The sequence below is a fragment of the Lactobacillus sp. UMNPBX4 genome, assembly GCF_002554115.1.
Classification (GTDB): domain Bacteria; phylum Bacillota; class Bacilli; order Lactobacillales; family Lactobacillaceae; genus Lactobacillus; species Lactobacillus gallinarum.
In genome coordinates, this window is sequence record NZ_PCZF01000001.1 from 1 (window position 1) to 14,678 (window position 14,678).

The 14,678-nt window shown below is 39.4% G+C and carries 8 protein-coding genes; 7 read left to right on the top strand and 1 reads right to left on the bottom strand.

The window, feature by feature from the left end; translation table 11 throughout:
- The first annotated feature begins 101 nt into the window (after window positions 1-101).
- The 4 genes from CP355_RS00005 (at window position 102) to rpoC (ending at window position 10,677) form a co-directional block, all read left to right on the top strand.
- Window positions 102-557, top strand: a complete 456-nt coding sequence (locus tag CP355_RS00005; protein WP_098043637.1) for a GAF domain-containing protein — start codon at window positions 102-104, stop codon at window positions 555-557.
- A gap of 106 nt (window positions 558-663) precedes the next feature.
- Complete coding sequence (locus CP355_RS00010) at window positions 664-3,144, top strand: ATP-dependent Clp protease ATP-binding subunit (protein ID WP_098043638.1); 2,481 nt, start codon at window positions 664-666, stop codon at window positions 3,142-3,144.
- A 222-nt stretch (window positions 3,145-3,366) separates the two neighbouring features.
- Window positions 3,367-7,008: a DNA-directed RNA polymerase subunit beta gene (locus tag CP355_RS00015; protein WP_098043639.1), complete on the top strand. Its 3,642-nt coding sequence runs from the start codon at window positions 3,367-3,369 to the stop codon at window positions 7,006-7,008.
- Window positions 7,009-7,023: 15 nt separating this feature from the next.
- Window positions 7,024-10,677, top strand: coding sequence for a DNA-directed RNA polymerase subunit beta' (rpoC, locus tag CP355_RS00020; RefSeq protein WP_025005269.1), 3,654 nt, complete (start codon window positions 7,024-7,026; stop codon window positions 10,675-10,677).
- A gap of 52 nt (window positions 10,678-10,729) precedes the next feature.
- On the opposite strand, the gene CP355_RS00025 is transcribed toward rpoC, so the two are convergent.
- Window positions 10,730-11,413, bottom strand: coding sequence for an A24 family peptidase (locus CP355_RS00025; protein WP_087175957.1), 684 nt, complete (start codon window positions 11,411-11,413; stop codon window positions 10,730-10,732).
- 182 nt (window positions 11,414-11,595) lie between these two features.
- On the opposite strand from CP355_RS00025, the gene rpsL reads away from it, so the two are divergent.
- Genes rpsL through fusA form a run of 3 tightly spaced genes read left to right on the top strand, consistent with a single transcriptional unit; the run spans window position 11,596 to window position 14,616 of the window.
- Window positions 11,596-12,003 (top strand): 30S ribosomal protein S12, encoded by a 408-nt coding sequence (gene rpsL / locus CP355_RS00030; RefSeq protein WP_025014719.1) that lies wholly within the window; start codon window positions 11,596-11,598, stop codon window positions 12,001-12,003.
- A gap of 15 nt (window positions 12,004-12,018) precedes the next feature.
- Window positions 12,019-12,489: a 30S ribosomal protein S7 gene (gene rpsG, locus CP355_RS00035; protein WP_003549021.1), complete on the top strand. Its 471-nt coding sequence runs from the start codon at window positions 12,019-12,021 to the stop codon at window positions 12,487-12,489.
- A gap of 33 nt (window positions 12,490-12,522) precedes the next feature.
- Complete coding sequence (gene fusA / locus CP355_RS00040; RefSeq protein ID WP_098043640.1) at window positions 12,523-14,616, top strand: elongation factor G; 2,094 nt, start codon at window positions 12,523-12,525, stop codon at window positions 14,614-14,616.
- The last annotated feature ends 62 nt before the right edge of the window (window positions 14,617-14,678 follow it).

The window sequence follows — 14,678 nt, forward strand, 5'->3', positions numbered from 1 at the left end:
AAATCCCATTGATAGAATATCATAGAAATCTATCAACAGGATTTATCATAGAGCCTTTTCTTTTTGCTATAATACACACTAAAACTATAGGGGACATGAGAATGACAGCTACTACGAAAGAAAATTATGAATTGTTAGTGCAGCAGGCAAAGGCACTAGTTGATGGCGAAGATGACTGGATTGCCAATACTGCTAATTTATCTGCGCTTTTGTTTAATTCGCTTAATAATGTTAATTTTGCTGGTGTTTATCGCTTTGAAAACGGCGAGTTGATTTTAGGCCCATTCCAAGGGATGCCAGCTTGTGTGCATATTCAAATGGGTAAAGGCGTTTGCGGAACAGCAGCTAAGGAAGAAAAAACGCAAATTGTGCCCGACGTCCATGAATTTGCTGGTCACATCGCTTGCGACAGTGCTTCGAATTCTGAAATCGTCGTGCCTATTTTTAAGGATGAAAAATTATGGGGCGTTTTCGATTTTGATTCTACTAAGCTAAACAATTTTGATGAAACAGATCAAAAATATTTAACTGAAATTGCCGCCGCAATTTTTGATTAATTGCGCGTTTTTGATCATAATGATCACGGAGATAAGTTAAATTATTTTACTTACTGACAAAATAAAAGTAAAATACCATAACGTATTTTAAAGGGGTGGTGTTTGTATGGAAAACTCATATAGTAAAAGCGTTAATCAAGTATTGGAAATTGCACGTGAACAAGCACAGAATTTCCATCATCGCTTAATCGGAACAGAACACGTTTTATTGGCTTTAGTAATTGAAACAGACGGTGAAGCAGGGAAGATACTTCGTTCATGGGGCTTAACTCCTACTGCTGTGCGTGAAGAAATTGAGCGCTACACCGGCTACGGTTCAGCACCTAAAACTAGTTATATGGAAATGTCACCTCGTTTAAGCTTGGCACTAGATTATGCAAAAAGACAAGCCGATCAAGGTGGATATAAAGAAATTGAAACTAATCATGTTTTGCTTGGAATAACAGCTAGTGAACAAGTCTTGTCGGCCATGATTCTCAAGAATTTAAATGTGGATATTGGTCGCTTACGTCAAGATGTTAATGATAGCTTAGATCAGGAACAAGATTTTGGCGACTCAGCAAGCTGGTTAGGTAATAGCAATACAGCTACAGGGCAAAAGAAACGTAAAAATAGTACTACACCAACTCTAGATAAAGTAGCTGTTAATTTGAATCAACGTACTCGTGAAGGCGGTATTGATCCAGTTATTGGCCGCGAAAAGGAAATTAAGCGAGTTATTCAAATTTTGTCTCGTCGTACTAAGAATAATCCAGTTTTAGTAGGTGAACCTGGTGTAGGTAAGACTGCAGTCGCTGAAGCAATTGCTACAGAAATTGTTAATAAAAGAGTGCCAGAGGATTTACTCAATAAACGAGTAATGGCTCTTAACATGGGCAGTTTAGTAGCAGGTACCAAGTATCGTGGCGAGTTTGAAGATAGAATGAAGAAGATTTTGGATGAAATTGCTAAAGATGGCAGGGTCATTCTGTTTGTTGATGAAATGCATACTTTGATTGGTGCTGGTGGTGCTGAAGGAGCAATCGATGCTTCTAATATCTTGAAGCCATCACTTGCTCGTGGCGATATTCAAATGATTGGTGCTACTACATTTGATGAATATCAAAAGTATATTGAAAAAGATCAAGCATTAGCCCGTCGTTTTCAACAAGTACGTTTGAATGAACCTACTAAGAAAGATACATTGGCTATATTGAAGGGACTTAGACCTAAATATGAGAAGTTCCACCATGTAACTATTTCAGATGCCAGTCTTGAGGATGCTGTTGATCTATCTAGCCGTTACATTACCAATCGTTTCTTACCCGATAAGGCAATTGATCTGGTAGATGAAGCCAGTGCAGCTGTTAAAATTAAGACTAATGTTGGTTCAAATAAAGATTTAGTTCAAATTAATGAAAAAATAAAGAGTATTATTGAGCAAAAAAATGAGGCTGCTGCAAGTCAAAACTTTGTTCAGGCTGCGCAACTTCAAGAAGCACAAAATAACTTGCAAATGCAACGAGAAAAAATGGAAAATGCGCTGCAAGTTAAAGTTAGTGCTGAGGCTATTGTTGAACCAGAAGATATTGCCAAGGTAGTGTCTGATTGGACAGGCGTACCAGTTACTCAAATGAAGAGGGATGAGAGTCGCCAATTAGCTAACCTCGAAAGTATTTTGCACAAACGAGTTATTGGACAAGATAAAGCTGTCTCCGCTGTAGCTCGTGCAATTCGTCGTAGTAGAAGTGGTATTAAAGATGAACGACGCCCAATTGGATCATTCTTATTCTTGGGCCCAACTGGTGTAGGTAAAACGGAACTTGCTAAGTCAGTTGCAGCCGCAATGTTTGGCTCAGAAGATAATTTGATCAGATTAGATATGTCAGAATATATGGATCAAATCGCTTCCAGCAAGTTAATCGGATCAGCACCTGGTTATGTTGGTTATGAAGAGGGCGGTCAACTTTCTGAACAAGTTCGTCGTCATCCATATTCTGTTGTCTTGCTTGATGAAGTTGAAAAAGCTCACCCAGATGTATTCAATTTACTTTTGCAAGTCTTAGATGAAGGATTTTTGACAGATTCTAAAGGCAGAAAAGTTGATTTTAGAAATACGATTATTATCATGACTTCTAATCTGGGATCACGTACTTTATTTGACAGCAAGGCTGTAGGCTTTAATGCTGATAAGGTTGATCAAGCTAAAGCAAGACAAGCTAAGGTAGAGCAAGCAATTAAACAATTCTTCCGTCCAGAATTTTTGAATAGAATCGATGAGACGATTATCTTTGATGAATTAACTAAGAAACAATTGCGTGACATTGTTACCTTGTTGACTCATAAATTGGTAGTTCGTTTGCAGAAGAAAGGAATCACACTTAAGATTTCTCGCGCTGCTCTAGATAAAATCGTTCAAGATGGTTATGATCCCGAAAATGGTGCTCGACCACTTAGAAGAGCAATTCAAAATGATATCGAAGATAAGTTGGCAGAAATGTTGATTACCAGTGAAGTAAAATCAAATGATACTTTAAAAATCGGTAGTCAACATGGCCATTTAAAATTTGATGTTGTTTCTGATAAAAAGCTGGTAAAAACTAAGTGATATCAGGCATTAGACCTTGACAAAAAGTAGAAAAAGGCATATAATTTTTGCTGGTTTAAAAAGACTGAGATTCAGGATTTTGCTGATCTATTGTCCAGCAAAATGATAAGGACAAAAACGAAAAAGCTTCGTTTTTGTCTTTTTTATGCCTAAAATTGCAGTTTTTTGAATTTGTAACAGAAATGTAATATTTGCTTTCTTAGACAGAAAGGATGTTTTTCCTTGTTAAATGGACACGTAGTGAACTACGGTAAGCATCGAACTAGACGTAGCTTCTCTCGCATTAAAGAAGTATTGAAGCTCCCTAACTTAACTGATGTTCAAACCGAATCATATAAGTGGTTTCTTGATAAAGGCATTAAAGAAGTCTTTGATGACATCATGCCTATTAGTGACTTCTCAGGTAAGCTTTCATTAGAATATGTTGGCTACAAGCTTCAAAAGCCTAAGTATACAGTTGATGAAGCTCGTGATCATGATGCAACTTATGCTGCACCAATGCACGTAACTTTGAAGCTTACTAACCAAGAAACTGGTGAAATTAAGACTCAAGATGTATTCTTTGGCGATTTACCATTAATGACTGAATCAGGTTCATTCATCGTCAATGGTGCCGAAAGAGTTATTGTTTCTCAATTAGTAAGATCTCCAGGTGTGTACTACACTGGTGATTACGACAAGAATGGTCGTCAAATCTTTGGTACTACTGTTATTCCTAACCGTGGTGCTTGGCTTGAATATGAAACTGATGCTAAGAATGTTTCATTCGTTCGTGTAGACCGTACTCGTAAGTTGCCACTTACTGTTTTAATTAGAGCTATGGGTATTGGCTCAGACAGTGACATCATCGATATGTTTGGTCAAAGCGATACTTTGCAATTTACTTTGGACAAAGATGTTCACAAGAATCCAGCAGATTCTCGTGTAGCCGAAGCTTTAAAGGATATTTACGAAAGATTACGTCCAGGTGAACCTAAGACAACTGATTCATCACGTTCACTTTTGTATGCTCGTTTCTTCGATCCACGTCGTTATGATTTAGCACCAGTTGGTCGTTACAAGATCAACAAGAAGCTTTCTCTTAAGAATCGTTTGTATGGTCAAACTTTAGCTGAAACTTTGGCTGATCCAGATACTGGTGAAATCATTGCTAAGAAGGATACTGTTGTTACTCACGAAGTAATGGACAAGTTGGCTCCATACCTTGATCGTGATGACTTCAAGATGGTAACTTACCAACCTTCAAAGGAAGGCGTATTACCAGATCCTATTACAGTTCAAGAAATTAAGGTTTACTCAAAGATAGATCCTGAACGTGAAGTCAAGTTAATGTCAAATGGTCACATTGCTGCAGATGTTAAGCATTTAACTCCAGCAGATGTTTTGGCTTCAATCAACTACTTCTTCGCATTGCAAGACAAGATCGGTACAACTGATGATATTGACCACTTGGGTAACCGTCGTATTCGTCGTGTTGGTGAACTTCTTCAAAACCAATTCAGAATCGGTTTGGCAAGAATGGAACGTGTTGTTCGTGAAAGAATGTCAATCCAAGATCCTTCAACTGTTACTCCACAACAATTGATCAATATTCGTCCAATTGTTGCAAGTATCAAGGAATTCTTCGGTTCATCACAACTTTCACAGTTCATGGATCAACACAACCCATTGGGTGAATTGACTCACAAGCGTCGTATGTCAGCTTTAGGGCCTGGTGGTTTGACTCGTGACCGTGCTGGATATGAAGTTCGTGACGTTCACTATACTCACTATGGTCGTTTGTGTCCTATCGAAACTCCAGAAGGTCCTAACATTGGGTTGATTAACTCACTTGCTTCATACGCAATCATTAACAAGTATGGTTTCATCGAAACTCCATACCGTCGTGTATCTTGGAAGACCCACAAGGTTACTGACAAGATCGACTACTTGACTGCTGATGAAGAAGATAACTACATCATTGCTGGTGCTAACACTCCTTTGAATGATGATGGTTCATTTAAGAGTGATTTAATCTTAGCTCGTCAAAAGGAAGATAACGTCGAAGTTACTCCAGACAAGATTGACTACATGGACGTTATTCCTAAACAAGTTGTTTCTGTAGCTTCAGCATGTATCCCATTCCTTGAAAACGATGACTCTAACCGTGCTTTGATGGGTGCCAACCAGCAACGTCAGGCTGCTCCTTTGATCAACCCACATGGCTCACTTGTTGGTACTGGTATGGAATATCGTGCAGCTCACGATTCAGGTGCTGCCTTAGTAGCTAAGGATGCTGGTACTGTTGAATACGTAGATGCAAACGAAATCCGTATTAGACGTGAAGATGGTACTTTAGACAAGTACACTCTTGAAAAGTATCGTCGTTCAAACAACTCTAAGTCATACAACCAAACTCCTAATGTTAAGTTGGGTGATCATGTTGATGCTAGTGATGTTATTGCTAACGGTCCAACTATGGATCATGGTGAACTTGCTTTAGGTCAAAACCCACTTATTGCCTTCATGACTTGGAACATGTACAACTATGAAGATGCCATCATGCTTTCAGAACGTTTGGTTAAGGATGATGTTTATACTTCAATTAGTATTGAAGACTACGAATCAGAAGCTCGTGATACTAAGCTTGGTCCTGAAGAAATCACAAGAGAACTTCCTAACATCGGTGAAGATGCTTTGAAGGACCTTGATGCTGATGGTATTGTCCGCGTTGGTGCTGAAGTTCACGATGGTGATATTTTGGTAGGTAAGGTAACTCCTAAGGGCGTAACTGAATTATCTGCTGAAGAAAGATTACTTCACGCTATCTTTGGTGAAAAAGCTCGTGAAGTTCGTGATACTTCACTTCGTGTACCACACGGTGGTGGCGGTATCGTTCAAGACGTTAAGGTTTACACCCGTGAAGCCGGCGATGAACTTTCACCAGGTGTTAATACTATGGTTCGTGTTTACATTGCACAAAAGAGAAAGATTCAAGTTGGGGACAAGATGTCTGGTCGTCACGGTAACAAGGGTACTGTTGCTGCTGTCGTTCCAGAAGAAGATATGCCATACTTACCAGATGGTACTCCAGTAGATATCTGTTTGAACCCAATGGGTGTTCCATCACGTATGAACATTGGACAGCTTCTTGAATTGCACTTGGGTGCTGCAGCACGTCAATTAGGTATTCACGTAGCTACTCCAGTATTTGATGGTGCCAACGAAAGTGATGTTTGGGACACTGTTCGTCAAGCTGGTGTTGATAAAGACGGTAAGACTGTTATCTACGATGGTCGTACCGGTGAACCATTCCACAACCGTGTTTCAGTTGGTGTCATGCACTACTTGAAACTTACTCACATGGTTGATGACAAGATCCACGCACGTTCAATTGGGCCTTACTCATTGGTTACTCAACAACCTTTGGGTGGTAAAGCTCAGTTTGGTGGTCAGCGTTTCGGTGAAATGGAAGTTTGGGCCCTTGAAGCTTATGGTGCAGCTTACACATTGCAAGAAATCTTGACCTATAAGTCAGATGACGTTGTTGGTCGTGTAAAGGCATATGAAGCAATTGTTAAGGGCGAAAGAATTCCTAAGCCAGGTGTTCCAGAATCATTCCGTGTGCTTGTTAAGGAACTTCAATCATTAGGTTTGGATATTCGTGTTCTTGATATGAATCATAATGAAATTGAACTTCGTGATATGGATGAAGATTCAAGTGAACATTTAAACATTGATTCATTGTCACGTATGGCAGAAGAACAAGAAAAAAAGAAGTTAGCCGAAGAAACTGGAAAATCAGAAGATAAAAAAGACGATAAGAAAGATGCAGATAAGCCAGTAGCTCCTGCAGATGAATCTGACGACAAAGTTTCTAAATAGTAGGAGGTTAAACTTTTGATCGACGTAAATAAATTTGAAAGTATGCAAATTGGTCTTGCATCACCTAACAAGATCAGAAGCTGGTCATATGGTGAAGTTAAGAAGCCTGAAACCATCAACTACCGTACTTTAAAACCTGAAAAAGATGGTCTATTTGATGAAAGAATCTTTGGACCAACTAAAGATTGGTCATGTGCCTGTGGTAAATATAAGGGTGTTAGATACCGTGGCATCGTTTGTGACCGTTGTGGTGTTGAAGTTACTTCTTCAAAAGTAAGAAGAGAACGTATGGGACACATTGAATTAGCTGCCCCTGTAACCCACATTTGGTACTTCAAAGGTATCCCTTCAAGAATGGGTTTAGTATTGGATATTTCTCCAAGATTGCTTGAAGAAGTTATCTACTTTGCTGCATATATCGTAATTGATCCAGGTGATACTGATCTTGAGCCTAAGCAATTATTAACTGAAGCAGAATACCGTGAACAAAAAGCTAAATACGGTAACCGTTTTGAAGCTAAGATGGGTGCTGAAGCTATTCGCGAATTGCTCAAGAAAGTTGACCTTGATAAAGAAGTTAAAGATTTGAAGAAAGAGCTTCAAACCGCAACTGGTCAAAAACGTACTCGTGCAATTAGACGTTTGGATATTTTGGACGCATTTAAGAATTCAGGTAATAAGCCTGAATGGATGGTTATGGATGCAGTTCCAGTTATTCCACCAGATCTTCGTCCAATGGTTCAACTTGAAGGTGGCCGTTTTGCTACCTCAGATTTGAACGATTTATATAGACGTGTAATTAACCGTAACAATCGTTTGAAGAGATTGCTTGATTTGAACGCTCCTAACATCATCGTTCAAAACGAAAAGCGTATGCTTCAAGAAGCTGTTGATGCTTTGATTGACAACGGTCGTCGTGGTCGTCCAGTTGTTGGACCAGGTAATCGTCCACTTAAGTCACTTTCACACATGCTTAAGGGTAAGCAAGGTCGTTTCCGTCAAAACTTGCTTGGTAAGCGTGTTGACTACTCCGGTCGTTCAGTTATCGATGTTTCACCAAAATTGAAGTTCTATCAATGTGGTGTTCCACGTCCAATGGCTTTGGAATTATTTAAGCCATTTGTAATGCACGAATTGGTTAAGCGCGGTATTGCTTCTAACATTAAGAATGCTAAGCGTAAGATTGATCGTGAAGATGATGATATTTGGGATGTACTTGAAGACGTTATTAAGGAACGTCCAGTTCTTTTGAACCGTGCACCTACTCTTCACCGTTTGAGTATTCAAGCATTTGAACCAGTTTTAGTACCAGGTAAGTCAATCAGACTTCACCCATTAGCTTGTGAAGCCTACAATGCCGACTTCGATGGTGACCAGATGGCCATCCACGTACCACTTTCTGATGAAGCTGTTGCTGAATCTCGTTTACTTATGCTTGCTGCTCACCACATCTTGGCTCCTAAGGATGGTAAGCCAATCGTTACTCCATCACAGGATATCGTTTTGGGTAACTACTGGTTGACTCAAGCTGAACGTGGTCGTGAAGGTGAAGGCATGATCTTTAGTTCACCAGCTGAAGCAACTGTAGCTTATGAAAATGGTGATATTCACTACCATACTATTATTGGTATGTCAGCTGATGCTATGCCTAAGAAGCCATGGCCACAAGGTCATGAACATGGCATTTTCATTACTACATACGGTAAGCTTGTCTTTAACCAATTATTCCCAGATGATTACTTCTACATCAATGAACCAAGTGAAGAAAACTTAAATAATCCTTTGGATGCTAAGTACTTCTTAGGTGAGGGTCAAGATATTCATGACAAGATTGATGAAGTTGGCGATGATTTAATTGCTACACCATTCAAGAGTAGTTTCTTGTCAGACTCTATTGCTACTATCTACAAGTACTACAAGGTTCAAAGAACTTCAGAATACTTGGATGACTTGAAGAAGTTAGGTTACACTAGTTCAACTACTTCAGGTATTACTATTGGTATGAATGACGTCCCAGAAATTCAAGATAAGGATGAAAAGGTAGCTAAGGCACGTAAGCAAGTTGATATTGTTTCTAAGCAATTCAGACGTGGTTTAATTACTGAACAAGAACGTCACGACCGGGTAATTAGTATTTGGAATGCATGTAAGGATGAAATCCAAAACGAAATTGCTCAAATTCACTCACCACGTAACCCAATTTCAATCATGGCCGACTCAGGTGCCCGTGGTAACATTTCTAACTTTACTCAGTTAGCTGGTATGCGTGGTTTGATGGCTACTCCTAACGGTGGTTTGTTCGAAATTCCTGTTACTTCAAACTTCAAGGAAGGTTTGTCAGTATTGGAATTATTCATGTCCACTCACGGTGCTCGTAAGGGTATGACGGATACTGCCTTGAAGACTGCTCAGTCAGGTTACTTAACTCGTCGTTTGGTTGATGTTGCTCAGGACGTTATTATTCGTGATGATGATTGTGGTACTGATCGTGGTATTACAGTTAGCGCCATCATGGAAGGTGACGAAATGATCGAACCATTATTTGATCGTTTGGTTGGTCGTTTCACTGCTGAAACAGTTAAGGATCCTAAGACTGGTGAAGCTATTGTTGGCAGAGATGTCATGATGGATGAAAACATGGCTCATAAGATCTGTGATGCGGGAGTAACCCATGTTAAGATTCGTTCAATTCTTACCTGTGATACTCCACACGGTGTATGTCGCAAGTGTTACGGTATGAACCTTGCTACTGGTGAAGAAGTTGAAGTTGGTGAAGCAGTAGGTACTGTTGCCGCTCAATCAATTGGTGAACCTGGTACTCAGCTTACTTTGAGAACTTTCCACAACGGTGGTGTTGCCGGTGCCGAAGATATTACTCAAGGTTTGCCTCGTGTGCAAGAATTGTTCGAAGCACGTAACCCTAAGGGTCGTGCAACCATTTCTGAAGTAGATGGTGTAATTGATTCAATTCAAGAAAATCCAGCAGAACATACTCGTGAAATTACTGTTAAAGGTAAGATTGATACTAGAAGTTACAGTGTTCCTTACACTGCTTCTGTTGCTGTATCTGAAGGCGATTATGTTCACCGTGGTGATAAGTTGACTCTCGGTTCTGTTGATCCTAAGGAATTGATCCAAGTTACTGATACTTTAACTACTGAAAAGTACATCTTGGCTGAAGTTCAAAAGGCATATAGAATGCAGGGTGTAGACATTGCCGACAAGCACGTCGAAGTATTGACTCGTCAAATGCTTCAAAAGGTACGTGTCCTTGATCCAGGTGAAACTGACATCTTGCCAGGTGAAGTTATGGATATCGGTCAATTTAGAGACCGTAACAAGGAAGTTATTATTTCTGGTGGTATTCCAGCAACTGCACAAAGCGTTATCTTGGGTATTACTAAGGCTGCTTTGGAAACTAATAGTTTCTTGTCAGCTGCTTCATTCCAGGAAACTACTCGTGTTCTTACTGATGCTTCAATCAGAGGTAAGAATGATCCACTTCTTGGACTTAAGGAAAACGTTATTATCGGTAAGATTATTCCAGCTGGTACTGGTATGCCTGTATACCGCAGCATGGAACCTGAAGCTGACGTTAAGAAGCCAGATTCAGTTTACTCAATTGCTGATATTGAAAAGCAAATGAAAGAAAAAGAACAAAGTAAGTAAAATTTAGTTCTTATAAAAAGCGTTTCTATTCATAAAGAATAGGAACGCTTTTTTAGTTTAAAAATTGTGTTAGAACTAAACCTAAGAAAATAAATGGTATGAAAGGATAATGATAGTTGGAATCTTTATGTTCAATTACGAAAAATAATAAAAGTGAGAAGCAAGCAAATAAAAATATTATGTTAGCAATAGAAGGAGTTAAGTAACTGGCAATAGTGAGATAAATTAATAGGTCGCCTAGCCCCATTTTATGCTTAAAAATATTCCAACTGAAAATTGAAATAATTAATATAAGAGAAATAAAATCTAAGGTCGTAAAAGCAGAGAACTTATTTTCTAAGATAGCGATAGTTATTGCAGGAAAAAGAAAGAAAAGATCAAATTCTTTTTCATAAAAATCAGCGATAGCCGTCAAAAGAAGAGAGGAAAGAAACACAGAAGATGTGATGCCACTAATAGAGCTGAAGTCAATCAAAGAAAAGGCAAATCCTCCAACTAATTCAAACAGAAATAATTCACTTGGAATAGATTGTTTACAATAATGACAACGTCCTTTCAATAATAAGTAAGAAATAAGAGGAATCTCGTCCAGCAAAGATAATTCAAAGTGACAATTTTTGCAATAAGAGCGAGAAAAAATGAAATTTCTGTTCTCCCATCGATCAAAAACTACTGCCATGTGGGATGCAATACAAGTTCCAATTGCAAAATTAGTAAAAGTATAAATTAAATTCAAAAAATCACCTCACTATTTAATACGCAAAAAATCATTGTTTTTCTTTTTTTATTTTGAAAAAGTTTGATTTCTATTAAAAACCGAGTACAATAGTGTTTGTATGTTTTGAACAGTCTGTTCGTGAGTATAAAAAGAAACTCCCGGATGTGTGAACAAAATAGTAATTTTAGGAGGAAATTTTAATGCCAACCATTAATCAATTGGTAAGAAAAGGCCGTCATTCAAAGGTTACTAAGTCAAAGTCACCTGCTTTGAATTACAGCTACAACAGTATGAAGAAGGAATCAGTATTCAACCCAGCTCCACAAATGCGTGGTGTTGCAACTCGTGTGGGTACTATGACTCCAAAGAAACCTAACTCAGCTTTACGTAAGTACGCTCGTGTTCGTCTTTCAAACTTAATCGAGGTTACTGCTTACATTCCAGGTGAAGGACACAACTTGCAAGAACACTCAGTTGTTTTAATTCGTGGTGGTCGTGTAAAGGACCTTCCTGGTGTTCGTTACCACATCATTCGTGGTGCCCTCGATACTGCTGGTGTTGATGGCAGAAAGCAAGGCCGTTCTAAGTACGGTACTAAGAAAGATTAAAGGAGGAGTTAAATAATGCCTAGAAAAGGTCACGTAACTAAAAGAGACGTTTTAGCAGATCCAGTTTACAACTCAAAGCTTGTTACCAAGTTAATTAACCACTTGATGATTGATGGTAAGAGAGCTAAGGCATCTTCAATCCTTTACGATGCTTTCAACATTGTTCAAGACAAGACTGGTAAGGAACCACTTGATGTATTTGAAGAAGCTATGAACAACGTTATGCCAGTTTTGGAAGTTAGAGCTCGCCGTATCGGTGGTTCAAACTACCAAATCCCAGTTGAAGTACGTCCTGAAAGAAGAACTACTTTAGGTTTAAGATGGCTTGTTTCATACGCTCGTTTACGTAACGAACACACTATGGATGAACGTTTAGCTAACGAAATCATCGATGCTTCAAACAACACTGGTTCAGCAGTTAAGAAGCGTGAAGACGTTCATCGTATGGCTGAAGCTAACCGTGCATTTGCACACTACCGCTTCTAATTCGTTCGTTTTATTTTAAGGAGAGAATAATTTATGGCTAACAAGCGTGAATTTCCATTAGCAAAGACACGTAACATTGGTATTATGGCCCACATCGATGCGGGTAAGACTACTACTACTGAACGTATCCTTTACTACACTGGTAAGATCCACAAAATTGGTGAAACTCACGAAGGTGATTCACAAATGGACTGGATGGATGAAGAAAAGGAACGTGGTATCACCATTACTTCTGCAGCCACTACTGCACAATGGAAGGACTACAGAATTAACATCATTGATACCCCAGGACACGTTGACTTCACTATCGAAGTTGAACGTTCACTCCGTGTTCTTGATGGTGCCGTAACTGTTCTTGATGCCCAAGCTGGTGTTGAACCACAAACTGAAAACGTATGGCGTCAAGCTGAAACTTACGGTGTTCCTCGTATTGTTTTTGTTAACAAGATGGATAAGATTGGTGCTGACTTCGATAAGTCAGTTAAATCATTACACGAACGTTTAAATGCTAACGCTCATGCTGTTCAAATGCCAATTGGTTCAGCTGATACCTTCGAAGGTGTTATCGACTTGATCAACATGGTTGCTGATATCTACGATGAAGACAAGCTTGGTTCAAAGTGGGATACTGTACCAGTTCCTGATGAATACAAGGAAGAAGCTGAAAAGCGTCGTGGTGAGTTAATTGAAGCTGTTGCTGACGTTGACGACGGCATCATGGAAAAATACCTTGGCGGTGAAGAAATTTCTAACGATGAATTAAAGGCAGCTATCCGTAAAGCTACTTTGAACTTGGAATTCTTCCCAGTATATGCTGGTTCAGCATTCAAGAACAAGGGTGTTCAAATGATGCTTGACGGTGTTATTGACTACTTGCCATCACCACTTGACGTTAAGCCTTACGTTGCTCACGATCCTAAGACTAGTGATGAAGTTGAACTTATGGCTGACGATAAGAAGCCATTTGCAGCTCTTGCATTCAAGATCGCTACTGACCCATTCGTAGGTCGTTTGACTTTCATCCGTGTTTACACCGGTTCTCTTGAATCAGGTTCATACGTATTGAACGCTTCAAAGAACAGTCGTGAACGTGTAGGTCGTTTGCTTCAAATGCACGCCAACTCAAGAACTGAAATTCCAGAAGTATTCTCAGGTGATATCGCTGGTGCCATCGGTTTGAAGAACACCACTACTGGTGACTCATTAACTGACCCAGATCACCCACTTATTTTGGAAAGCTTGAAAGTTCCAGATCCAGTTATCCAAGTATCAGTTGAACCTAAGTCAAAGGCTGACCGTGATAAGATGGACGTTGCTTTGCAAAAGCTTACTGAAGAAGACCCAACTTTCCGTGCTGAAACTAACCCAGAAACTGGTCAAACTTTGATCTCAGGTATGGGTGAACTTCACCTTGATATCATGGTTGAACGTATGAGACGTGAATTTAACGTTGATGCTAAGATCGGTGAACCACAAGTTGCTTACCGTGAAACCTTCACTAAGGAAGCTAAGGCACAAGGTAAGTTCGTTCGTCAATCAGGTGGTAAGGGTCAATACGGTGACGTTTGGATTGACTTTACTCCTAACGAAGAAGGTAAGGGTTACGAATTTGAAGATGCCATTGTTGGTGGTGTTGTTCCTCGTGAATTCATTCCTTCAGTTGACCAAGGTTTACAAGAAGCTATGAAGAATGGTGTTCTTGCAGGTTACCCATTGATCGATGTTAAGGCTAAGCTTTACGATGGTAGTTACCACGAAGTCGACTCATCAGAAGCTGCCTTCAAGGTTGCTGCTTCACTTGCTTTGAAGAACGCTGCTTCAAAAGCTGGCGCTGTTATCTTGGAACCAATTATGAAGGTTCAAGTAACCACTCCAGAAGAATACTTAGGTGATGTTATGGGTTCAATCACTGCTCGTCGTGGTACTATGGAAGGTATGGAAGACAGAGCAGGTGCTAAGATCATCAACTCATTTGTTCCACTTTCAGAAATGTTTGGTTACGCAACTACTTTGCGTTCATCAACTCAAGGTCGTGGTACATTTACTATGGTATTTGATCACTACTCACCAACACCTAAGTCAATTCAAGCTGACATTATTAAAAAGCGCGGCGGCGAAGCTGAATAATTTTTAATAGTGAAAAGCTTTATGCTTTTAGCTTAATTGAAAACAATTACATATAAAAAAGA